Origin of the sequence: Commensalibacter intestini A911, from assembly GCF_000231445.1 — a bacterium.
GTDB lineage: Bacteria > Pseudomonadota > Alphaproteobacteria > Acetobacterales > Acetobacteraceae > Commensalibacter > Commensalibacter intestini.
In genome coordinates, this window is the sequence record NZ_AGFR01000007.1 from 157,262 (window position 1) to 181,546 (window position 24,285).

Sequence of the window (24,285 nt, forward strand, 5' to 3'; positions counted from 1 at the left end):
ATGACACGATATTGCTAAATAATAAGTAAATTAATTAATAATGAGGAAAAAATGAAAAAATATACTCTACTTGCTTTGTCAATGCTTTTAATTCCATCTGTTTCTTTTGCTCAAGAACAAGATTCTTCTAGCACATCAACATCTACATCAAGCGATAACAACTACTCAAACAATCATAGTGATCGCGGACCTCGTGGTGATAATAACGGACCTGGTAACCGTGGTGATCGCGGACCTCGTGGTGATAATAACGACAATAGCCATGATAATCGTGGAAATAATCACAATGATCGTAGACACCATGATCATGGAAATAACAATAATAACCACAATGATAACGGTAATAACGGATCTCATAAACACGGACATCATCATCACGACTAATTTAAAATTAATCGCTATAAAAAGGCTATCCTAAATAATAGGATAGCCTTTTTTTATTAAAGATTACGTTTATTTCAATATTATACCTTTTTCTCTTCATATTTTATTCATGATTACTTTGTATATTATTATTTAGACAATACGAATATACTTTGTGAGGAAAAAATGAAAAAATATACATTACTTGCTTTATCTTTCTTATTAATTCCATCAATTTCTTTTGCTCAAGGCAGAGATAACGCAATACAGCAAATTACCAAACAAAGAGATATCGCTGATTATAATTGCAAAAATAACCAACCCAATCCTGGTGCTGCAATTGGATATTGCAAAAAAAGAGATAGTTTACAAAGAAAACTAGATAATATGAATAATGGTTCGAATTATAGTAACAACAATAATCGGTATAATAACCATAACAACAGAAATCATAACCATTATAACAACCGTAACAATCATCATCACTATAATCATAACAATCATCATCACTAATCATCTAAAAATAAACATAAAAAAAGCTAACCTTTAATAGGTTAGCTTTTTATTCAGAAACATATTTCTATATCAATTAGAAAACTGGCTTTAATGCTCTATAAACAGCTTTAAACTGCTCATATTTTTCATTGTACAAGGCGCTAATTTCTGGATGAGGATCATAAGATGCTTCAACAGGAGGTTCTGGTAGCAAATCTCCAAATGGTACATTGGGGTTGCTGCTTAACATCGCAAGACGAGCCGCACCTAACGCAGGTCCAACATCCCCACCTTGACGATAATCTAATGTATGACCTGTAATATCAGCAAGCAACTGTCTCCAGAAAGCACTACGTGCACCACCACCAATTAAACTGATATGATCTGGTGTGATCCCTGTAGCATGTAAAACTTCCATACCTTCAGCTAAGCCTAAGCTAACGCCTTCAACGACTGCACGTGCAATGTCTTTTCGGTCATGCTTATGTGTTAATCCAACGAAACATCCTGTTGCTTTTGGATTATTATGCGGTGTACGTTCACCAGAAAGGTAAGGCAGGAATAAAATTGAAGTCGGATCTTGACCTGTTGTTTCTGCAAGTTGCAATAATTCAGGAACAGAACTTACACCTGTAATTTTCGTAGCCCAATCTAAACAAGACGCTGCACTAAGCATCACAGACATTAAATGCCATGTATTTGGTAAAGCATGACAGAAACTATGAACTGCTTTTTCTGGATTACTTAAAAAGCCATCACTAGCAACAAAATAAACCCCTGAAGTTCCCAAAGAAAGCATTGCTTGGCCTTTACGCCAAATACCAACACCAATAGCCCCAGCTGCATTATCACCAGCACCTGCGGTAATAGTTACTTTAGGAGATAAACCCCAACGACTTGCAAGTTCTGGTCTAATTTGACCTGTAGATTCATTACCTTCAAATAATTTAGGCATATTATCTTCAGTTAAACCACATGCATTTAACAAAGGTTTATACCAAGAACGTTTCCCAACATCCATCCACATTGTACCTGCAGCATCAGACATATCAGAGGCAAATACCCCATTAACTAACCAACGCAAGTAATCTTTAGGCAATAAAACTTTATCAATTTGACTGAAAATTTCAGGTTCATATTTACGCACCCAACAGATTTTAGGGGCTGTAAATCCTGGCATCATTAAGTTACCAGTAATTTTTCTAGATTCTGGAACTGCTTCTTCTAACTCTACACATTCTTTATAGCTACGTCCATCATTCCATAAAATTGCTGGGCGTAAAACTTTTCCGTTTTTGTCTAATAAAACAGCACCATGCATTTGACCTGTAAGACCAATAGCTTGCACATCTTTTAATGAAGTTTTTCTACCTAAAGCATAAATAACTTTATCTGTTGCTTCCCACCAAGATTGAGGATCTTGCTCTGACCATAATGGCTGAGGTCTCGAAACCACTAACTTCTCAGTGTGACTGGCAAGTATATGATGGTTATCATCTAACACGATTCCTTTAATGCCAGATGTTCCTATATCAATACCTATATACATGATTAGACTCCTACTTCAAATTTGAAAAGAGATCACTAAAAAATGAACACTATCTTTTATATATAAAAAATCCTTTAATGGCTACTGAATTGATACAGAAATAGTATAATTAATGAATTAATTTTAAGCTTTGACAAGCATTTTGAAATCCCTTATCACAACTCAATTTCAATAAATCTTTGGCATGTTTAACATCTTTTTCAATATGCTGGCCATTTAGGTATAAATTCCCTAAAATAAACATTGCTTCTGGATCTTCGCTTTTTGCAGCGGCTTGTAAATAAGACATTGCAACTTGCACATTAGGATCTTTAACATGCTCATTTAACTCTATTTTTGCAAAAGCGCATTGAGCAGATACAAGCCCTTGTTGAGCTGCTTGCTTAAATAATGTTCTAGCTTGCTCTATATTTTTAGTAACCCCTAACCCTTTTTCATACAATAAACCAACAGCATATTGTAAATCAGGACTATGATTACTCAGACCTTTACTATAAATATCAAACGCTTTTTGATAATTCTGTGCAGTTCCTTTGCCTTGCTCGTAGATCTGTCCAAGCTGTAACATTGCTTGAACATTACTTTGATTAACCGCTTTTTGGTAAAAATCAATCGCTTTAGAATAATCTACAGGAACATTTGTTCCTGTAGAATACATTGACGCCAATTTTAACTGAGCGTCAACATCTCCACCTTCAGCTGCTTCTTGATAATATTTAACCGCTTTAGAAATATCTTTTGGAACATCCAAACCTTGTTCATAAATATTGCCCAATGTATATAAGGCAACTTTATTTTTTTGTTCGGCTGACTTTTGATACCATTCAAGCGCTTTATTATGATCTATAGGGACATTTATTCCTTTGAAATAAATAGAAGCAATTTTTAACTGAGCATCTGCATTACCATTTTGAGCCGCTTGTTCGAGATATTGAAAACCTTTAGTAAAATCTTCACCAACACCTCTACCTTCTAAATACATTTCACCCAAAGCATAAGCTGCATCTATATTTCCTTGTTTTGCAGCTTTCTCATACCAAAAAGCTGCTTTACTACTATCTTGAGGAATTTTATCCCCTAAATCATATAAATTTGCTAACCCATATTGTGCTTGAACGTTATTCCCATTAGCTGCTTTTTTCAAAAGCTCAAATGCAGTATTATAATTAACTTCAACACCTAAACCTTCTTTATACATTTTTGCTAAATTATAAGCTGCAGTCGGATGCGTTTTTGATGATTTTTCGTACCAATAAATTGCTTTTGAATAGTCTTGCTCTACCCCTATGCCATTAGCATACATTAAACCCAAATAAAACTGCGCATCTGTATTCCCTTTATAAGCAGCCTTTTCAAAATAAGGGAATGCTTTCTTCGGATTTTTAGGAAAGCTCTGACCATCATAATATAATGATCCGATATAAAAAATTGCTTTTACATTACCATTATCAGCAGATTTTTGTAAGTATTGCATGCCTTTTTCAATATTTTTGGCTATACCAATCCCTTTAAAATAAGCATATCCTAAAGCATATTCTGCAGATGAGTTATTTTGTTTTGCAGCTTTTTCATACCATTTAATAGCTTCTGCATGATCCTCTGGAACCCCTCTAGCATGATCATACATAGTCCCTAACGCATATTCTGCTTTTGCATGATTTTTCTTTGCAGCTTGTTTATAATATTCCAAAGCCTTTGAAATATCTTGAGGTGCGCCCTGACCTTTTTCATACATAACACCCAACATATATTGAGCATTGTCGCTTCCTGCAGCAGCAGATTGCTCTAGATACTCTCGTGCTTTTTTAAAATCCTGAGAATTTCCATCTCCCTGAATGTACATATTTGCACGATTAAACTGTGCCTCGATAAATCCAGCACGAATTGTTTTGTAAAAACAAATACATAAAACTATAAAAATAAAGCAACAAACACCTGAGATTTTTCCAACAAGTGCAATATGAGATCTAGACATATAAAAACCAATATAACAAAAAAATAATCTAATATTCAGGAACAAACAACACTATACAACGTTTTTTAACCTCATTATATAGAAAAATAACCTTTATATTTTAAGATGTTATCTAACCATCACCTTGAGCAATCAAAGCCATTCCCTTATCATGATCATGAGCAACACCTTGCCCCTCTATATACATCTTTCCAAGAATAAAACTGGATTTTTTATGCCCTTGATCAACAGCTTTTTGGAACCAGACTACTGCCTGCTCATAATTCTGTGGAACACCATCTCCCTTATAGTACATCACACCTAAATTAAATTGAGCTAAGACATAACCATTATCTGCAGCTTTATAAAACCATTCAAATGCTTCAGTTAAATTGAGCTTCACAATTTGACCAGTCAAATAAATATAACCCAAACTATATTGAGCTTGTACATTATGACGTGCTGCAGCTTGTTCATACCAATAAATTGCTAATTTATAATCTTTAGAAACACCTTGCCCTTCAGAATACATATATCCAATCATATTCTGAGCCTCACCATGATCTTGACGTGCGGCTTTTTCATAAAAATATGCCGCTCTTTTATAATCTACGCTAACACCTTGACCATAATAATAAATATTTCCCATAAAATATTCGGCATTCACTTCGCCTTGATACGCAGCTTTCTCACAATATCCTCTAGCTTTAGAATGATCCTCTTCTCCACCTTCACCATTCCAATACATTAATGCCAGCTGATACTCACCTTGCATATTGCCTTGACGCGCAGAAAGTGAGTAATATTCACGCGCTTTTTCCAAATCTTTTTCAACGCCCTTAGCATGAATATACATATAAGCGAGATTATTCTGTGCTTCAGCAGCCCCTTTTTGAGCGGCTTGTTCTAAATATACTCTTGCTTTACTATAATCTTGGGAAACGCCAACACCTTCATAATACATCATTCCAAGATTTAATAAGGCTTCAACTTCTCCTTGACGTGCTGATTGCTCAAAATACTCCCGAGCTTTTTCATAATTTTGTTCTAACAAATGCCCCATAATATAAATACGGCCCAAAGCAAACATTGCTTTGGCGTTTCCTCTTTTTGCAGCATCATCAAAAAGAACTAAAGCCTTTTTATCATCTTGCTCAACCCCTAAGCCTTCATAATAAATAAGTGCTAAATATAAAATAGACTGAACATGCCCCCCAGCAGCAGCTTTTTCAAAAAGCTCTCTCGCTTTCGTATAATTCTGAGGAACACCATCCCCACGAAAATACATTAAGCCCCTTTCCATAGGAGTACTTGCCTCTATAGAATTAATTTCAGCCTCATCCTCTTCTGTCACCAAGTTAGGCTCAACTGGACTGCGATTACGATGACTTTTATATCGACGTGCATATTTACGTAACCATAAACCATACACAAAAAATGCAATACAAATTATACATATGATGATCAGTATAATAAAAATATATTGATACATATAAATCCCATCGTTCCCAGCTAAAAAGATTAATTATTTATTAAAATTAATCAGACTATAACCGGATAATCAACAAGAAAAATAGAATAAATATATTTCTTTTCAACGCTGTTGCTAATTCATACTCGAAACGATCTCACAAGCGGAATTATTATTTTGACGACATGCTTTTAAAAGCCATTCTTTGGCCTCAACCTTACTTGCTTTGGTTCCATGTCCTGTCAAATAATCAATACCAACAGATAACTGTGCTTCAGCTACATTTTGCTTAGCTGCTTGTAAATAATACTCAAAAGATTTTTTATAATCTTTTTTTACACCATTACCGTTATCATATAATACCCCTAACATTGCGTTAGCATGTTTATTTCCCTGTCGAGCTGATTTATCTAGCCATATAAAAGCTTGTTTATAATTTTCAGCCATTCCTTGACCGCTATAATACATCCGCCCTAAAAAATATTGAGCATCACTATTCCCTTTTTGAGCAGCGAGTTCAAAGTATTTTTTTGCATTTGAATATACTCTAGGAACACGTAAACCTTTATAATAAATTAGTCCTAAATAAAAATTCGCTTCTGGCTCATTTTTTTGAGCTGCTTGTTCTAGAAATTTTCTTGCCTGAATATAATCACGTTCTACACCAATGCCTCCACCATAAAAAACACCTAGCGCCAACTCAGCTTTAGCATTGCCGCCTTTTGCTGCTTTTTTAAACCATTCTATGGCTACATTTTGGTCTTGTGTCACACCTTGCCCATGCAAATATCGTAATCCTAAATGATATTCAGCAGCAGCATTCCCAGAAGATGCAAGCTTGGTTAATTGGGCTATGGTTTGTTTAGAATCTGCTTTTTCAAAATTAATCGTATGATCCAATACCTGCAAAGCTTTTGACGGTTCAGGAAAAACCAATGCTATACTAACAGCCAAGCCTATCCCAAAGCTGTAAAATTGCTTACAGATCTTTCTCATTATATACTCTTTAAAATAAAGATTTAAAAAAACAGATTATCAATAAACTGAAAACCTATTACATAACAATACCATATTTATTACAATACAAGGAATTCACAATCATGGCAGACTTTATTCAACAGATTCACTTAAATGATTGTTTAAAATTAAGAAAAGAAGTCTTATGGCCTTCTGCCACACTGCAAGAATGTACGGAAGAAGGCGATGATCAAGCACTTCATTTTGGATATGTTAAAGACCAGCACATCATTAGCTGCTTATCTGTATTTTATCGTACACCAACACGATACCAAATTCGAAAATTTGCAACACAAACAGCTTATCAAAATCAAGGCATTGGCAGTTATTTGTTTAAAAATGTTTTACAAGAATTGATTAACAAACAAATCGAGACTGTTTATTTAAACGCACGAACAACCGCTGTGCGTTTTTACAAGAAATTTCAGTTCCAAGCATTCGATAAAGAATTTTCTAAAAAGAATGTGACTTTTTTACCAATGGAACTTGATTTAACCAAATGGGATATGAAAACACCGACAACAAAGTGATAATTTTAATGCTGGCCAAATAATTCTTTTTGTTGTTGCTTTAAGAAGTTATCTTTTTTTTCTTGAAGCTTTTCAATGGCTTTCTTCTTTTGTTCATCAGCCTCTTGTAATAAATCTTTTGCCTGATCACTTGTTTGATCGACAATATCTTGAAAACGCTCTTGAGCGTTCATTGTACTATTTTTGTTATAAGATTGAATATACATTCCAACCCATATACTGGCCGCCACTGCTAACCCTAAGATAATAATTTTTTGTATCATTTTACATACCACCACAAAATATCAAAGAAAACCATCACTTTATGTAATACAAAATAAAATAAAAAGATATAATTTCAATAGTTATTGACGTTAATTATTCAAAATCAAACACTATAGTTACGATCTGCTGTAGAAGTAAAATTTAGTTGAAAAGCATTCGCCTCTCTGTTATTTGATAACGATTATCACTTTCATTATCAACAAAACTGATTTTTTATATCCATGACTTACCCTCATCGCTCTCTTTTATTTATCAGCTCTGGTCTTGCTTTTTTCGCCTTACAAGACCTTGCTTTTGCACAAACCACAACAACCAATACCGAACAACAATCAACGTCGACTCAAACAGATGATGATTCCGCACCAAGCGAGCAGATTGTTGTAAAAGGTAGTCGAAATTCAATTGTTGCAAAAACCTCTTCTGCTGCAACAAAAACATCTACTCCATTAATTTATACACCAGAATCAGTCTCTGTTGTCACAGCTGCCCAAATGCAAATGCAAAATGCACAGACAATGGCTCAAGCACTCCGTTACAGCTCTGGTATTTCTGCTGAACAACGTGGAGCGAATAGTCGATATGATCTGGTTGATGTTCGTGGTTTTGATGCTGGCCAGTATCTTGATGGGTTATTACTATTTAAAGGCCAATATTATGCTGCTCAACAAGTCGATCCTTATTTATTACAAGAAATAGATGTCGTCAAAGGCCCCTCTTCTGTTGTTTATGGTCAAAGTAGCCCAGGAGGCATCATTGCCTTAACCAGTAAATTTGCCAATGGATCTCGCTATCGCTCTGTTTCTCTTGAAGGTGGAAACAATAATTATGCCCGTGGTACGTTTGATTTAGGGGATAAATTTAAAGGGCTAGATAACTTATCTTGGCGTATTGTCGCAACAGGATTCAGACAAGATAGCAGTCGGGATTGGTATACAAAATCAGAACGTTATGCCATTCAACCCTCTCTTTACTGGGAACCCACTGACGATATTACAATGACCGTTTATGGGCGTTACCAAGCAGACCCTAGCGATACATCATATCAAATGTTTCCCGCCTATGGATCTGTTTTATCAAGCCCTTTTCATTTTCCTTCTGATTTTTATTCAGGTGATAAGAATTTCGAAAAATATAAGCGCACACAAGCCTCCGTTGGATATAAATTTACCTATCAAATCAATCCAGAATGGCAATTTATTTCTATGGCACGTTACACCAATGTAGGAAGCACCTATAACCAAGTTTATGGGACAGGAGGGCCTTATACAAATTCCAGCGCTGGCTATTATCCAGGAAGTCGATATTTATACCGTGCAGCCAATGGCTCTAAAGAACACTTTGATACAGTTACCATTGAAGAGCAATTGCACGGACAAATCCATACTGGCCCTGTGGCTCATGATTTACTGCTAGGGGTAAGTTGGCAGAACATCCGTGACAATTATAATTATGGTTGGGCAGAATCTGTTCCTCTTGATCTATATCATCCAAACTATTCAGCTCCAATTACTATTCCATCCCCCTATTTAGGTGCAGGAATTAGCACCAATCAAGAAGGCATCTTTTTACAAGATAATATGAGTTATAAACGCCTACATGTTCAATTGGGGTTTCGTAATGATTGGTCCAGCATTAGTACCAGAAACCATTATGCCTCTGCCTCCAACTTTACACAAAGTGATCAAGGCTTCACTTTCCGAAGTGGAATCCTTTATAACTTACCCTATAATATCTCTCCTTACTTTAGTTACGCTCAGTCCTTTCAACCTCTCAATCAAGTCAACCAAGCAAACCAAGAACCTTATAAACCTACTCGTGGTGAACAATACGAATTCGGCGTCAAATATCAACCAGAGCATTTCAATGGTTTCTTTACGGCTGCTGTCTATAATCTGGAACAAACCAACGTCTTAACCAGTGACCCTCAAAACGCTAACTTTAGTATTCAAGCTGGAAGAATACGTTCTCGTGGTCTTGAACTGGAAGCACATACCTCCCCAATTGCTGGATTAAATTTAATCGCTGCCTACACACATCAAAATGTAAAATACATGGCTGGAGATTATGCAGGTCAACGTCCAACCCAAATCCCTGCCAACATATTCTCTTTTTGGGCAGACTATACCATTCAATCTGGAACTTTCAAAAACCTAGGCGGTGCTTTCGGGGTCAGGTATAATGGAAATACAAATGGTGATTACGCAACATTCCTACGAACCCAAGCATATACTTTGTTTGATATGCAAGCCCATTATAAATTCGACGATAGTATTCCGACTTTAAAAGGGCTAGATGCACAGTTAACAGCTCAAAACTTAACTAACAAACGCTACTTTACCGCTTGTTACAGCCAATCTTTCGGTTGTGCTATCGGTCAAGGCAGAACCGTTATCGGAAAACTTTCTTACACTTGGTAAGTTCATATGCTTTTATTTTGGATATCATTTAATCCAGAATAAAAGCTTTATTTATTGCCTTTAAGATTATTTTTCTTATTTAAATATCCATAAACAAAAACAAAAGAAATCCCAATCAAGATAAACACGATACTTATCATCGCATAGACAAAATTCTCATTTAAAAATGAGATTAATATTTCTGGAAATAAAATTAGTTTCACAATCGGCATAAAAAGACATAAGCCTGCAAATAACCCAACCTGATGACGCCAAGCCTTCATCACTGTTGAGTAGAAACTATAAAAAATCCCTTCAATAAACGACAAAATAAAGATAATGAAGAAGCTTAATTCCTCCCAAAACGGTTTTGTTATAGCTTGCTTTGGCACCAACATATTCACCCAAAAGACAGCAAGTAATGCCAATAACACCCCCATAATCACACCCACATGCAAACCATCAACGAGCTTATAAAAAAATAATAATCGTGCAGAGATATGCTTCTTATTAAAATGACGCCGTTTATTGGAAAAGAAGAGTAACCCTGTTGCAACGAGTATCGATGATCCAATTCCTGCCAGAAAATACACCCACCGTAAAACATCTCCACCTGCACGCGTTAAATGCAAACCAAACATTAAATTCAAAAAATATCGTCCTGCGCTGGGTTGATTTTCTTGTAAGGATATTTTCTGTGAAGCACGATCTAGCTCTACATAATTACGCATAATCGCTAATTGATCCACATCACTTTGCACGATATGAATTTGCTGTGGTGTAATCATAATAAACCCAGGCATTGCATTAAACGTTGCTTTAGCCTCTTTGACTAACGAAAATAGATTTTGCTCTGTATGATCTTGCTTTGCTTTTCCCTGAAAATCTGTAACCGCAACATAATGATTAGGAGATGCATTTAAAAAAGACATATAATTGGGCGCGTAAAATAAAAAGCCACTAATCACCATCAGTAATAAAAAAGGTAAGAAAAAAACGCCGATCCCTAGATGAATATCCAATACAAACCGTAATGCAGATGCTTTAGGTCGAACTTTAAAAAACTCTTTCCACAAATGCTTTAAATGAATAATAAATCCACTAAGAATAAAAAGAAAAAATGAAATAGAGAGGATAATAATAACGACCTCCCCCACAGGATGTCCCATTAATAAATTATTATGCAAGCTATCAAAAAAATATCCTCCAACAGTTGATTGTGTTGGGATTACTTTTCCTGTGGCAGGATCAATATTTTGCCAATTGAGTAACGCACCTTGACTGTATAAAACATGGATAAAAGGATAACGTTCAGAAGGCAAAACCACAAAGCTAAAGCGTTTTTGCTCTGTATTTTCTTGCCATAACGCATAGGATGTTTCCATTGATTGTTCAGAAAGCGTTTGTGACTGCGCTTGTGTATAGCGCGCCAGCTCTGGTTGCATCCATCTGGAAATCTCCAGATCAAAAATGGAAACCGTTCCTGTAATAACCAAGAAAAAGCAAAACCATCCCCCTATTAAACCGCCCCAGCGATGGATTAACGTTAAAATAGACAGTATTTTTTGGATCATCTGATCATTTTCAAGAAGTTGAGAATAAGAATGAACAACACTATAGAAGATTTAAATGGAATTTCAATTTGTAAATCTTCTATTTATCCAATTACACTCATGAACTGATTAACTATCGGCTTTTAGGATTAAAAGATAGACTTTATAAGTTTAATAAAGTAGCCCTTTATTAAAGAGAAAATAAGTGCAACATAAAATGAAAAAACTCATAACAACAATATATATTCTGGGCTGCTTAACCTATAGCTTTACAAGTCATGCCCAAACTGTGCCGAATGAAGTTATTCAAGGGCCATTTAAAACAGATTTATACCCAGACGGTAAAATTTATTTTGAAAAAGAGAATGATGCGACTAATAACGATCCCTGCCAAACCATTGCATTTATATTGGAATATAAACAAGATAACCATATTAAAAAAGAACAAATTGATGAGTATTCTGAGGATGGGGCTTGTGTAGAACTAGCATCTGTATTTTTTGCTAAGGTCCATAATAAAAGCTATATATTTGTTATGCAAAAATGGGGGCACAACATGCCTTCTGTTGATATTTCTAACGATTTTTATACAACAACGGCTTATACAAAAGATCAAGATGGTAGTCTAATCATAGATTCAAAAATGTTTAACGATCCTAACCTTTCAGGGACAGACGGATATGTTGATGATGGTGTACGTCATAGACGATATTACAAATACAAAACTGCTGCTGCTATCAAAAAATATCTAAAGCAGAAATATCAATAAATAATCTCATTTGCCATACACTTTAATAAATAGACCTAAAAATTAGGTCTTAACTATATAAATAAAAATTAGGTCTTAACTATATAAATACTGTAGCAATCAAAGCACCTTATTCCTTTGAATAATCGTTGCTTTAGCAATGCCATTTTTCTCTAATAAACTACCCACAGCAAATAAAAGCTGTTCTTGATGAGGTTTAGCAATTAATTGCAACCCAATAGGTAGTTTTCCATCACGATGAATAGGTACAGATAAAACAGGACAGTGACTCATACTGAAAGGCTGCGTATAAATTCCCAGATTAACCCGAGCAGACACAGGCTTTCCATCTACAAACACCACTGGATTATCAATTTGAGGGGCAATAGAGCCAACTGCTGGTGCAATTAATAAGTCATATTCTTTAAAAATATTGTCTAAATATTGCTGGAACCAAAATTGTATTTCTTTAGCTTTTAAATAACTGGAGACTGGTAGTAACGCCCCAGCCATCAAACGCTCTCTGGTCGCAGGATCATATTCCATAGGTTTCGTTCTTAAATTCGGTAAATGTAACTTTCCCCCTTCTGAAGCTGTCATTAAATAAGAGGCTGCCCGAACTTGTTCTATATGAGGCAGATCGATTTTCCCTTGTTTAGAAAAACAACGCACAATTTCCTGAATAGCATCTAAAATATCTTGATCGACATCCCGTTCAAACCATCCCGCCAGCTGTCCTATCCGCAAAGAAGATATTGATGGAAAAGATGTGTTTGTTGTGACCTCTGCCATCACATTAAAAACAGTCTTTAGATCCTCTATGCTTTGGCAAAAAGGCCCGATTCTATCGAAACTTTCCGCAAATGGATAAACGCCTTGCATCGGCAGAACTCCATAAGTTGGCCTGATCCCCCACACTCCACAAAAAGAGGCTGGCACACGTATAGACCCATTCGTATCTGATCCCAAAGAAAAAGAGAGTATTCCCCCACCTACTGATGCTGCAGACCCTCCTGAAGAACCACCTGCAAACCTTGAAAAATCATGAGGATTATGTGTCATTCCATGATGCTCATTATCAGTTACAAATCCATAAGCAAACTCATCCATATTTAACGTTGCCACAGGAATAGCCCCAGCAGCACATAATCTTTGAATGACTTTTGCATCTTGGTTCGCAGGATTATTTTGGGATAATAATTTAGACCCTGCGGTTGTCACTTCGCCTTTTACATCAAATAAATCTTTAACACCAAAAGGCACCCCAACCAAAGGCCCTGGATCTTTACCCTCAGCAATCAACGCATCAACCTTTGTCGCTGCATATAAAGCACGGTCCTTTAAAAAACGCGTAACACTATTCATCGACACATCATATCGTTCAATCATTTCTAAATAATGAGACACAACTTCTTGTGCAGAATAACGTTTATTCCGAATATGATGAGCAATCTTTTGAACGGAACTCATTTGACTATTCCTTTTCTTTGATGTCAGGAATTTCAAATTGATGGATCAATTGACTATATTGCATCAAAACTTGAGTATTCTTTTTAACTCCTTCCATACATTCCTGTGGAATAGAAAGTAAAATACTCTCAGACAATAATTCAATAACTTGATCAGAGACTGTTTTCATTAGTTTATTCCTTGTTCACTCTTTCTTTGAATTAAAGCGTAAGATTCAAAATACCCAAAGTAACATTATAAACAGAAAAATTTTTTTCTTTATAAGACTGCCAAAAAAGATAAACTAACATCCATACATCATAAAATAATGAGACCTCTATCATGATATCGAATATCTTTTTCCGATCATCACTTCTTGCTGTCGGTTTGGCAATAACGATCCCCAGTGCCAAAGCTGCTGATATTATTACCACTCAAAAAGCACAAACATTATTAAACACCCAACCACACTCAATCGAAGCCATTTCAGGAAAAATGCTGAATACGCCTTATGTAGCGGATACGTTGATTGGTTCCTCCACTATTCCAGAGAAATTAGTGATTAATGTTAATTCTGTGGATTGCTTTACGTTTATTGATGACGTATTGGCTTTATATCAATCCCATGATTTGAATGATCTGACAAAAAATATGACAAAAATCCGTTATGTTGATGGAAAAGTCAACTTTCTTGATCGTAAACATTTCTTTTCAGATTGGTATAGTCGTTCACCACAAAATGCTAAAGATATCACACAGCAAATCAGCCCTCATGCGGTTACCATTCTCAAGCATCTAAACCGCAAAGCAGACGGTTCAGAATATTTGCCCGGTTTAGGAATTACCGCCAGAGAAATACATTATATCCCTTCTACCTATGTCAATGACGACGTGATCAATCATTTAAAAACAGATGATTTTATTGGAATTTACACACCAAAAGATGGGCTAGATGCTTCTCATGTTGGTATTTTAATCAAAAAAGACAATCAAATTTATTTCCGTAATGCCTCTTCTTTGGCAAAAAATCGTAAAGTCGTTGATAGTCCTTTATTACAATATATTCACAATAAACCTGGAATTATGGTCTTACGCGCTCAATAAGGAATTATACAGACCGTCTGGTTGTTAAAGCCGCTGTCAACGTTCCCTCATCCATAACTTCCAAAGATCCACCCATTGGAATACCTTGACTGACCTTTGTAATTTTGACATCCCAAGGTAACAACTGATCATATAACCAATGCATGGTTGTTACCCCATCGACTGTCGCACCCAAAGCCAAGATAATCTCTTTGACTTCTTGCCGTTCCAAGCGTTGTAATAATGGGAGTATATTTAAATCATCAGGCCATATTCCTGCCAAAGGCGATAAGGAACCGCCCAAAACTTGATATTGCCCTTTGAAAATTCCAGTTTTTTCCAAAGCCCACAAATCACCAACGGTTTCCACGATACAGATTTGGTCTGCATGACGATTAAGATCACTGCAAATTACACAAGGATCAGAACTATCTAAATTTCCACATGAAGAGCAAGTCTTTACATGATCGGCAGCTTGTTGCAACGCGTTTGCCAGCGGGATCATACGAGATTGTGGTTGTTTTAATAATGCCAGCGTGGCTCTGCGTGCAGAGCGTGGCCCCAATCCTGGCAATTTGCTTAACAAAGCAATTAATCGTTCTATTTCAGGGCCACCCATCATGATATCCTTTATCTATATTACTGATACATCAGTCAATAATATATAATCCATTAAAATGGCAAATTTAACCCTTCTGGAAGATTCAATCCACCTGTTACTTTTTGCATTTCTTCTTTAGTTTTTTCATCCAATTGACGACGTGCTTCGGTATAAGCTGCAACGATTAAATCTTGTAACATTTCCATTTCATTCGCATCAGCAAGTTTAGGATCAATTTTAATCGATTTCATTTCCCCTTTACCGGCCAACTCAACGGTTACCATTCCAGCACCAGAGGAGCCTTCAACAGTAATCAACGCCAATTTCCCTTGCATTTCACTCATTTTACTTTGCATTTGTGATGCTTGTTTCATAAGATTAGCAAAATTTTTCATACTTTATAAACTCCATTGGTTAAAATCATCTTATTCATCAGGATCATAAGGTGGAATGTCTTCATCAAAACGCATTGCCCCGTCATCATCATCCATTGATGAAATATCTTCTGGAAATAGACCATACTCATCTAGCTGAGGATTGACAAGATTCCCAAGCTTTGCACCTGGAAATATTTTTAAAATCCCTAAAATAAATGGATCTTGTCCTACCTCTTTTAAATCTGCTTCTGCTTGTATTGCTTCTTGCTCCATCAAAGAGGGCTCCCCTTGATGTTGAGACAACACAATCGTCCAACGCTGCGTCGAATAAGTATTAAGCAGTTTAGAAAGTTGCTGTGCTAGATTATTCGGTGCTTTATCCTCTACCCTAAATTCAATCATTGGCGGTGCGAATTTAACTAAATGCACAAGATTTCGCAAATGTGCATGTAATAAACGTTCCTGTTTTTCCTTAACAAAAACGACCACTTCACGCCAGGTCTGCCATGTTGTTTTTTCATGAACAGGCTCTGCTTCTTCTTGCACTTCTGGAACAGCATAGGCTTGAGCAACCTCTCCTTGAGGATACCCAGCAGAAACCGCACTGTTTTGACCAACAGCATATAAAAATGCGTCCCCTCCACCTTGAGCAGAAGAGGATAATGACGCTGTTGATGAAGCAGAAGGCGATGAAAGAGCTGAAGGTTTGCCTCCACCCATTTGTGGAGTGCCACCACCATTTTTAATTTGCTTAATCAACTCATCAGGAGACGGGAGATCAGAAACATAACATAAACGAATAAGCACCATTTCCACAGCAGCTTTTCGATTAGGTGCCATATCAACTTCACGCGTTCCTTTAAGCAGCATTTGCCATGTGCGCCCTAAAACAGGCACGGACAATTTATCTGATAGCTCCCCACCTTGAACACGTTCTAATTCTGATAATTCAGCACTATTTCTTAACGCTGGCACGGATTTTATTCTTGAGAGTAAATGCACAAGATCTAATAAATCAGTCAGCAATACTCCTAAATCTGCACCACTGGCATAAGCTTGATCGGTAAGCTCTAAGACTTGATCTGGCTTTCCAGCCATCATTGCTGTGAATAAATCAAACATTAATGCACGATCTGCAAAGCCCAACATTTCAGAAACGGTAGAGGCTTCAATTTGTCCAGCATCTGCATCGCCATCTCTTTGTGCAATAGCTTGATCTAACAAAGACAACCCATCTCGAACCGATCCATCCGCAGCTCTGGCAATAAGATTAATGGCCTCTGGGGCGATAGAGACATTCTCTAACTCAGCCAATTTTGTAAAGTGATCTTGTAATTGCTCTTGCGGCACACGTCGTAAATCAAAACGCTGACAACGCGATAAAACAGTGACTGGAACTTTACGGATTTCTGTCGTTGCAAAGATAAAAGTAACTTGTTCAGGAGGTTCTTCTAACGTTTTTAATAATGCATTAAATGCATTACGAGATAACATATGGACTTCATCGATGATGTATACTTTCATCCGTGCTTGTAAAGGACGGAAACGAGAGCCTTCAATAATCTCTCTGACATCATCTACCCCTGTATGAGAGGCGGCATCAATTTCCAACACATCAGGATGACGATCAGCCAAAATCGCTTTACAGTTCGGACAAACTCCACAAGGATCAGCCGTAGGACCACCTTGGCCATCTTCCCCGACACAGTTTAACGCTCGAGCAATAATCCGAGCCGTCGTTGTTTTTCCAACCCCACGCACACCCGTCAACATAAACGCATGTGCAACTCGTCCCATGGCAAACGCATTGCGCATGGTTCTGACCATTGCTTCTTGGCCAATTAAATCATCAAAATTTTGGGGGCGATATTTACGTGCAAGAACACGATAAGATTTTTCAACAGTTGGTGGTGGTGTTTGCGGCAAATCTTCAAATAAACCAGCGGATTGTGTCTCGTCAGGTAAAGGAAAATTCTCGTCCGGAAGATCTGTCATCAACTCATTCCAGGAAATAAAATAACAAAAGCAGGCAATTTAAATAAAGACCTGCATCCTTACCCTTGCTTATAAAGGAAATCTCTTTCAAAGGTGGCAAGCCACAAATGACCCGAACGATACTCACGATGGCTGCTTCCTTCCGGATCTGACCGAGTTCGCAAGGTATTCGTCCATTTGTGACTTCCCACCCCTCTTCTAGCATAAAAGGTGGGGTGGATGACAAGTCTTTTTTTTCATTTTATGAAAAATTATTCTCCAACAGCGGCACCGCCTGGATGACGATAGTCCGTACCACCATAATAAATACGTTTTCCATCTTTATCTTTACCGACAACAATACCCTCTGCAATCCCCCACGTAGAGTATAAATCCAGAGGATATCCCTTTTTCTTTAATTCTTCACGCACCACAGGACTTAACGCATTAAATTCTAACTGCACAGGAACAGGTTCCCATTGTTGATGAATGCGAGGTAAATTAATCGCTTGTTGAATATTCAAATCGTAATCAATAACGCCAGTTAACACAGATAAAACGATTGTAGGAATACGAGATCCACCAGGGCTGCCAATAACCATAAATGGTTGATTATCTTTGGAAATAATGGTTGGAGTCATAGAGGATAAAGGCGTTTTACCTGGTGCAATGGCATTGGCTTTGCTTCCAACAATCCCATACATATTGGCTTGACCTGCTGCCGTAGCAAAATCATCCATTTCGTCATTCATGACGATTCCTGTATTTCCAGCAACTACACGAGCACCAAACCAACCATTTAAGGTATAAGTCATAGACACAGCCATACCGTTTTTATCGATAATAGAGAAATGAGTCGTTTCATGTTTCTCGTGTGTTTGTGTAACACCAGGTTTAACATTTTTAGCCAATGCCACTTGCCCTGGAACCAATGCTGCAGAATTAACCGCTTGTTTGAAATTCAGAGTTTTACGAACATCTGCTGCATATTGTAGATTTAAAAAACGTTCAATATCATTTTTAACAAACGCAGGATCGCCTAAATCACGACGATCAGAGTAAGCACGACGCATTGCTTCGATTTCTCTTTGAGCAGAAGGTAAGGTTTGCAATCCAAGTTTATGCATATCATAGCCCGAAATGATATTTAACATTTCACATAAAGCCACCCCACCGCCACTTGGAGGAGGTGCTGTATCAATCGTATATCCACGATAAGAACAAGTTAATGGTTGCATAATACGCGGTTGATATGATGCAAAATCTTTCATTTGTAAAATACCACCATGCTTTGCACTCGCTGCAACGATTTCTTTGGCGATTTTACCTTTGTAAAACGCATCATTGCCTTTTTCAGCAATCAATTTCAGCGTTCTTGCCAAATCTTCTTGACGGAATACATCCCCAACTTTCCAAGGCGTGCCATCTGCTTTTAAGAAAATCTTTGCTGCTTCTGGATCTTTTGCAAAATCAGACGTAGAGGTTGAAAGTAATTCAACATCTTCTTTGGTTAAAACATACCCATCTTTTGCAAGTTTAATCGCAGGCTCAATCAAGTCAGCTCTGGATTTGCTGCCCCATTTTTCACGAACCAGCTCCATCCCTGCCACGGTTCCAGGAACACCAACCGCTTTCCATCCAAGAACAGACGCGTTTGGAATAACTTTACCATCTTTATCTTGATACATTTTTTCTGTGGCAGCACTGGGGGCTTTTTCACGAAAATCAACAAAATGAGCCTCACCATTAGGCAAGCGAATGGTTAAAAAACCACCCCCACCAATATTCCCCGCAGCAGGATAAGTGACCGCCATTGCATATGCCACAGCAACCGCAGCATCCGCAGCATTTCCACCGTCTTTTAAAACTTGTGCGCCAACTTTGGCAGCCAAATCGCTGGCAGATACAACCATCCCATTATAAGCAGCAACAGGTTGTGTTGGAATATTTTCAGCAGGCGTTCCACCAAATGCCAAAGCATCAGCACCATTTCCTGCTTGCGCATAAGCAGCAACCGAAAAACAGCTGCCTGACAACAGCAATGCACCAAAGGCAGATTGTAAAACACGTCGTTTCATTTTCGGAGAAATCTTTTCCACGGCAATTCTTTCTTGATATAATTAAATTCCATCTATTCCAGAAATACTAGTCTATTCTGTATAACGCTGTCTAGAGTAACAACAATTAAGTCTGGTTAACATAACTATTTCTGATCATCAGGAGCCTCCGTGACTTTGGTCACTTGTGGATATATTTGACTAATTTGATAGACACGCTTTTTGCCTAAAAGGGTAGGATATTGATATAAAACTGAAGACGCTAAATGATCCTCTATATAAGCAGGATCTTTGGCATTCGTATCCATAGTGCCATAGCCCTCGAATATCGTTTCATAATTAGAGGGATTATCAGAATAAACACATAAATTTGTACTAAGTGATGAATTATTACAGGTAAAGAGAGGATTATCTTTTCCGATAGGTCTGACGATTTTTATTTTATAATAGATGAGATGCATCGTGACCGTTTGTCCCTTGGTATCCCACATGGTGGGTTGTCCCGTATTGGGATTACTGGCAATCGGTACCTGCCATGTATAGGTCTGATCATAGGTCTTTAATACCCCAGAATCTATCATCGCAATGACGTTAGGCTGCCCTCCTTTTGTCATTGTCTTTTGAGAATTTCCTTGACTATCTAACCATTCAATAGATTTAGATTCCTCCCCTCCCCCAGCATGAAACCCTGTATCTGTTAACTGATATCCTAATGCTTGTAATCGTTCTTCCGTATCAACTTTTCCAATCATTATATATTGTGCTATATCACCATTTTTTCTCCAATCTGAGTCATTACTACGAGCTTTTGTGACATATTGAGTAAGTTTCTCAGGGACGATGACTCTAATGGTGTCGTCAGTTTTGGATAAAGGTTTGGCATTTCCTAATTGATTATCAACAGGAATATAGAAGATATTAGGACCACAAGCGGTTAGCCCCAAACAGAATATGAATGTTGTTCCTATGGCATAAGATTTCATTTTTTATTCTCCACTTGTACTAATATTTCCTATACATCTAGTTTTTGATACTGCTGGAAGGGTATAGTAAACGAATACAACAATAAAATTCCTCTATTACTCTTTGATTTACACCCGTTAATTTCAACATGAAAAAGACAAATATTTTCTTACGTATCTTGGGCTATAGTGGCAAAGCCATTTTATTTATACTTGATGTCATTATTTCGAATATTGAACTCATTATTTATTTAGTGGGCGCAGGCGTCTTCATCTATCTTATTTATATCTTAACCCCTTTAATCATTGCCACTTTTTACCTTTATTATACTTATCTATCCTTGATTGCTTTTATCATATTCATTGTTGGCATGATCATGGCGTTTTTATTTTTTATCGACTCGTAAAAAACAATTATCTCAACGCCAAGAACTCGCAATCATCATATCCAACAAGTCTATAAACTCCCATCCTTCTGCTCTGACGGAAATCATGGACAAGCAATCTTGTTTTTCTCTGCCTGGACGACCTGCACCTGTCATGTTCGGTTTCATATTTAAATCAAAAATCTTGAATATTCCTGCTTTATTCGCACGGCAATCAATACGAATGGGGGCTCTGGCCTCTACAATTTCAGCAGCCTTCACACACGCTTGAACAATCGCTTGCATTTCCACAGATTGTAACTCTGTTACACTAATCGCAGCACTATTTTCTGTTACAGGCGTATCGCCATTATAAGGCGCAATATAATCTTTTTGATTAAAACGATGCACAGGACGTAATGCCCAATAATTAGAATGTGCTTCCCAACGATCTGAACCTTTAATCGGAGGCATAATGGTTAAGGTAATTTCTTTGCCTTCTAGTAATTCCTCTACCATAAAGTAAGAACCGAATTTTTGTTCTTGTTGTAACTGTTCAAGCGTCGTTTTTAGATGCGAAAAGTCGTGAACTACACTCACCCCTTGGCTACCCCTGCCACGCACAGGTTTGACCACCAAAGGAAAACTCATCTGACCTTGTTCTATTTTCTTTTGCAACTCCGATAAAGACAAAATCCCAGCGTGAACTTGCTCTCCAACCAAATAAGACTGTGCAACTGGTAAGTTTCTTTGACTTAACAAATAATTGGTTTCAAATTTATCATCAAAGCGTTGCATGCCCTTGGTTGTCTGGCCAATTTTATAAATCGTGGCTGGCACTCTCTCAATCGGATGCCCTTCAAATAAAACAGTATTTAACCAAAGATGTGTCGCCCCTGCTTTTAATGCCGCGTCTATCCCTTCTTGTGTATCAGGAAAAACCCAATCAAAAACAACTTGTGCAGAAGGATTATTACTTGGAGTTATCACCGAACGATGGTGTTGTTGCAGAGTAAAAGCAATATCTGCACCACCATCTGAATATCCTCCTGGTTTCCCATCTTTACGTAGTCCATCAATCACAGGAGGCGATAATGCTTGATATAAAAGTGCTATATTTTTACCTGACATTACAATTCTCCATTTTGATACAAATTGTAGTTAGCATAGCTCTAAATAATTAATTGAGTCATATAAAAATTATTTGACTGCCTTCTTATCTTTTCAATTAAATAAAAAACAAAAAAGGCTATGTTGCTTTCTATACAACACAGCCTTTTCTTAATAATTTAAATAGAAGACTACTTAATCTTATTGACTTAAATCACCACATTGACCAAGCAATGCTTCGAATACACGTGCAACAGCTACCGCACCTGGATCTGCATTTCCAGCCAAGCTATCACTGTTCAAGTAAGAAGAACGACCAGCATTTGCTTTAGTGGATTTTGAAGTATTATCTGCACCTTGAACCGCTGCTTGCGTTGCTGCTTCAAGGCTATTGCTTTTTGCGAATGCTTCCAAGGCAGGTTGTAATGCATCGATCATGGTTCTGTCACCCAAATCAGCGCCACCATAATGCTTCATTTGTTTTAAGCCAGCTAATAAACCTTCAGATAAAGATTTACCTTCTGCAATTTTTTGCCCCGTCGCAGTAAAGAAGATAGACATCAACACGCCACTTGATCCACCCATAACCACAGCCAAGCGTTCACCAACAACTAAACATAATTTAGAAAGATCAGCTAATGGAAGGTCTTTTGCTTTTAACAATGCGGCAACACCACGAGCACCCGCAGCAAATGTTGCACCTGTATCCCCATCACCTACTTTAGCATCTAAATCATTTAATTCATCTTCAAGATCACTTAAGGTTTGGGTAACAACATCAACAACTTTACCTGCAACTTCATTTGAAGATGCTGTATATTGAACTTTTGTTTCAACAGTTTCCATAGAAACGACTGGCATTTTTTGTGGTTGAACAGCATGAATCCAAGAAGACGCTTCTGTCGGTGCTGTTAATGCTTTTTCAATCTTTTCATCTAATACGAGTAAGCTTAAAGAGAAGCCTTTCATATCTAACGCGGTAACAACCAGTGCTGGCCCAACAATCCAAGAGATTTGTGGAGCTAATGCACTATGATATAATTCTTTGGTTAAGATCGCCATTTCAAGAGCTGAAACACCACCTAGATTATTCACCATCACTGCGACGCGAGCATCATTTTTAATATGTGGTGTTAATTTAGATAACATTAAATCAATCACTGCACGACTATTTTGTGTCGCAACAGTGCTAGCACCTGGTTCACCGTGAATCCCTAAACCAACTTCGATAGAACCTTCAGGAATACGTTGTGCATCACTTTGTGCTTGAGGCAAATGACATCCAGACATTGCAACACCAATACTGGATACCTGTTGATTTGCATGATCAACAAATTCTTTAACTTCTGCCAAAGAATGTCCTGCTTCTGCAGCATAACCAGCCATTTTATGAACAAAAACTGTTCCAGCAATTCCACGAGGTTGTTTATTATCTGGCAAAGAAATATCATCACGAACGATAACCATTTCTACTTTATAGCCAAGTTGTTTTGCTTTTTCAGCAGCTAATCCAAAGTTAAGACGATCACCTGTATAATTTTTAATAATTAACAAACAACCAGCTTCACCTGTTACAGCGATAATAGCTGTTAATACAGCGTCAACACTAGGAGATGCAAACAAGTCACCACAAACTGCAGCGGTCAACATTCCTTTTCCAACAAATCCAACGTGAGCAGGTTCATGCCCTGCACCACCACCAGAAACAACGGCTACTTTTTTCTTGTCCCAATCGTTACGCACCACAATACGCATCGATGGATCCGTATCTAACTTAGCAAGATTTTTATGTGGTGCTGTAACTAAAGATCCTTCAATAGCATCATTTACAAGCGCTGTACGATCATTAAAAAAGAAATTCGACATGATCCATCCCTTACGTTGGAAAAATTTTAAATAACTGTTTCTACTATGCACCAAGGCAAATAGTCGTGACAAGATGCTATTCAAGATTCTGTGAAAAAATA

21 protein-coding genes and 1 other RNA gene are annotated in these 24,285 nt (G+C 37.3%); 6 read left to right on the plus strand and 16 right to left on the minus strand.

Features of this window, described 5'->3' with window-relative positions:
* The first annotated feature begins 51 nt into the window (after positions 1-51).
* Both CIN_RS05865 and CIN_RS05870 read left to right on the plus strand, forming a co-directional pair.
* Entirely contained in the window at positions 52-384 is a 333-nt protein-coding gene (locus CIN_RS05865; RefSeq protein ID WP_040364024.1) for a hypothetical protein, read from the plus strand.
* Between the two features lie 165 nt (positions 385-549).
* The gene (locus CIN_RS05870; RefSeq protein ID WP_040364025.1) at positions 550-876 is read left to right on the plus strand and encodes a hypothetical protein; all 327 of its coding nucleotides are present in this window, start codon (positions 550-552) and stop codon (positions 874-876) included.
* A gap of 76 nt (positions 877-952) precedes the next feature.
* On the opposite strand, the gene xylB is transcribed toward CIN_RS05870, so the two are convergent.
* The 4 genes from xylB to CIN_RS05890 all read right to left on the minus strand — a co-directional run bounded on the left by xylB (position 953) and on the right by CIN_RS05890 (position 6,828).
* Positions 953-2,407 (minus strand): xylulokinase, encoded by a 1,455-nt coding sequence (gene xylB, locus CIN_RS05875; RefSeq protein WP_040364026.1) that lies wholly within the window; start codon positions 2,405-2,407, stop codon positions 953-955.
* A 109-nt stretch (positions 2,408-2,516) separates the two neighbouring features.
* Positions 2,517-4,382 carry an SEL1-like repeat protein gene (locus CIN_RS11415; protein ID WP_008854145.1) on the minus strand — a complete coding sequence of 622 codons (1,866 nt, stop codon included), beginning with the start codon at positions 4,380-4,382 and terminating at the stop codon, positions 2,517-2,519.
* 112 nt (positions 4,383-4,494) lie between these two features.
* Positions 4,495-5,793: a tetratricopeptide repeat protein gene (locus tag CIN_RS05885; protein WP_008854146.1), complete on the minus strand. Its 1,299-nt coding sequence runs from the start codon at positions 5,791-5,793 to the stop codon at positions 4,495-4,497.
* Between the two features lie 174 nt (positions 5,794-5,967).
* Positions 5,968-6,828 (minus strand): SEL1-like repeat protein, encoded by an 861-nt coding sequence (locus CIN_RS05890; RefSeq protein ID WP_050798367.1) that lies wholly within the window; start codon positions 6,826-6,828, stop codon positions 5,968-5,970.
* 104 nt (positions 6,829-6,932) lie between these two features.
* On the opposite strand from CIN_RS05890, the gene CIN_RS05895 reads away from it, so the two are divergent.
* On the plus strand, positions 6,933-7,379 hold the full coding sequence (locus CIN_RS05895) for a GNAT family N-acetyltransferase (RefSeq protein WP_008854148.1): 447 nt from the start codon (positions 6,933-6,935) through the stop codon (positions 7,377-7,379).
* Between the two features lie 5 nt (positions 7,380-7,384).
* Here CIN_RS05895 and CIN_RS05900 read toward each other — a convergent pair whose 3' ends face one another.
* On the minus strand, positions 7,385-7,642 hold the full coding sequence (locus CIN_RS05900) for a hypothetical protein (RefSeq protein ID WP_008854149.1): 258 nt from the start codon (positions 7,640-7,642) through the stop codon (positions 7,385-7,387).
* Positions 7,643-7,864: 222 nt separating this feature from the next.
* Here CIN_RS05900 and CIN_RS05905 point away from each other — a divergent pair, with 222 nt between their 5' ends.
* Positions 7,865-10,060, plus strand: coding sequence for a TonB-dependent siderophore receptor (locus CIN_RS05905; RefSeq protein ID WP_008854150.1), 2,196 nt, complete (start codon positions 7,865-7,867; stop codon positions 10,058-10,060).
* 47 nt (positions 10,061-10,107) lie between these two features.
* Here the strand turns inward: CIN_RS05905 and CIN_RS05910 are convergent, their stop codons facing one another.
* Positions 10,108-11,613, minus strand: a complete 1,506-nt coding sequence (locus CIN_RS05910; protein WP_040364027.1) for a PepSY-associated TM helix domain-containing protein — start codon at positions 11,611-11,613, stop codon at positions 10,108-10,110.
* 184 nt (positions 11,614-11,797) lie between these two features.
* Here CIN_RS05910 and CIN_RS05915 point away from each other — a divergent pair, with 184 nt between their 5' ends.
* Complete coding sequence (locus CIN_RS05915; RefSeq protein WP_040364028.1) at positions 11,798-12,361, plus strand: hypothetical protein; 564 nt, start codon at positions 11,798-11,800, stop codon at positions 12,359-12,361.
* Positions 12,362-12,460: 99 nt separating this feature from the next.
* Here the strand turns inward: CIN_RS05915 and CIN_RS05920 are convergent, their stop codons facing one another.
* Together CIN_RS05920 and CIN_RS11785 are read right to left on the minus strand one after the other, a co-directional pair.
* Positions 12,461-13,810 (minus strand): AtzE family amidohydrolase, encoded by a 1,350-nt coding sequence (locus tag CIN_RS05920; protein WP_008854153.1) that lies wholly within the window; start codon positions 13,808-13,810, stop codon positions 12,461-12,463.
* 4 nt (positions 13,811-13,814) lie between these two features.
* On the minus strand, positions 13,815-13,979 hold the full coding sequence (locus tag CIN_RS11785) for an AtzG-like protein (RefSeq protein WP_008854154.1): 165 nt from the start codon (positions 13,977-13,979) through the stop codon (positions 13,815-13,817).
* A gap of 152 nt (positions 13,980-14,131) precedes the next feature.
* Here CIN_RS11785 and CIN_RS05925 point away from each other — a divergent pair, with 152 nt between their 5' ends.
* A complete protein-coding gene (locus tag CIN_RS05925; RefSeq protein ID WP_139016958.1) occupies positions 14,132-14,893 on the plus strand; it encodes a DUF1460 domain-containing protein in 762 nt (253 codons plus the stop codon).
* Positions 14,894-14,897: 4 nt separating this feature from the next.
* On the opposite strand, the gene recR is transcribed toward CIN_RS05925, so the two are convergent.
* The 8 genes from recR to CIN_RS05965 all read right to left on the minus strand — a co-directional run bounded on the left by recR (position 14,898) and on the right by CIN_RS05965 (position 24,184).
* Complete coding sequence (recR, locus tag CIN_RS05930) at positions 14,898-15,491, minus strand: recombination mediator RecR (RefSeq protein WP_008854157.1); 594 nt, start codon at positions 15,489-15,491, stop codon at positions 14,898-14,900.
* Positions 15,492-15,544: 53 nt separating this feature from the next.
* Entirely contained in the window at positions 15,545-15,868 is a 324-nt protein-coding gene (locus tag CIN_RS05935) for a YbaB/EbfC family nucleoid-associated protein (protein WP_008854158.1), read from the minus strand.
* A 30-nt stretch (positions 15,869-15,898) separates the two neighbouring features.
* Positions 15,899-17,845 carry a DNA polymerase III subunit gamma/tau gene (locus CIN_RS05940; protein ID WP_008854159.1) on the minus strand — a complete coding sequence of 649 codons (1,947 nt, stop codon included), beginning with the start codon at positions 17,843-17,845 and terminating at the stop codon, positions 15,899-15,901.
* Positions 17,846-17,938: 93 nt separating this feature from the next.
* Positions 17,939-18,033: signal recognition particle sRNA small type (ffs, locus tag CIN_RS11675), an RNA gene on the minus strand.
* Positions 18,034-18,096: 63 nt separating this feature from the next.
* Positions 18,097-19,902 (minus strand): gamma-glutamyltransferase, encoded by a 1,806-nt coding sequence (ggt, locus tag CIN_RS05950; RefSeq protein ID WP_040364031.1) that lies wholly within the window; start codon positions 19,900-19,902, stop codon positions 18,097-18,099.
* Positions 19,903-20,027: 125 nt separating this feature from the next.
* The gene (locus tag CIN_RS05955) at positions 20,028-20,864 is read right to left on the minus strand and encodes a hypothetical protein (RefSeq protein ID WP_008854161.1); all 837 of its coding nucleotides are present in this window, start codon (positions 20,862-20,864) and stop codon (positions 20,028-20,030) included.
* 398 nt (positions 20,865-21,262) lie between these two features.
* On the minus strand, positions 21,263-22,339 hold the full coding sequence (locus tag CIN_RS05960; RefSeq protein WP_008854162.1) for an ATP-grasp domain-containing protein: 1,077 nt from the start codon (positions 22,337-22,339) through the stop codon (positions 21,263-21,265).
* Between the two features lie 180 nt (positions 22,340-22,519).
* On the minus strand, positions 22,520-24,184 hold the full coding sequence (locus CIN_RS05965) for a dihydroxyacetone kinase subunit DhaK (RefSeq protein ID WP_008854163.1): 1,665 nt from the start codon (positions 24,182-24,184) through the stop codon (positions 22,520-22,522).
* Between the last annotated feature and the right edge of the window lie 101 nt (positions 24,185-24,285).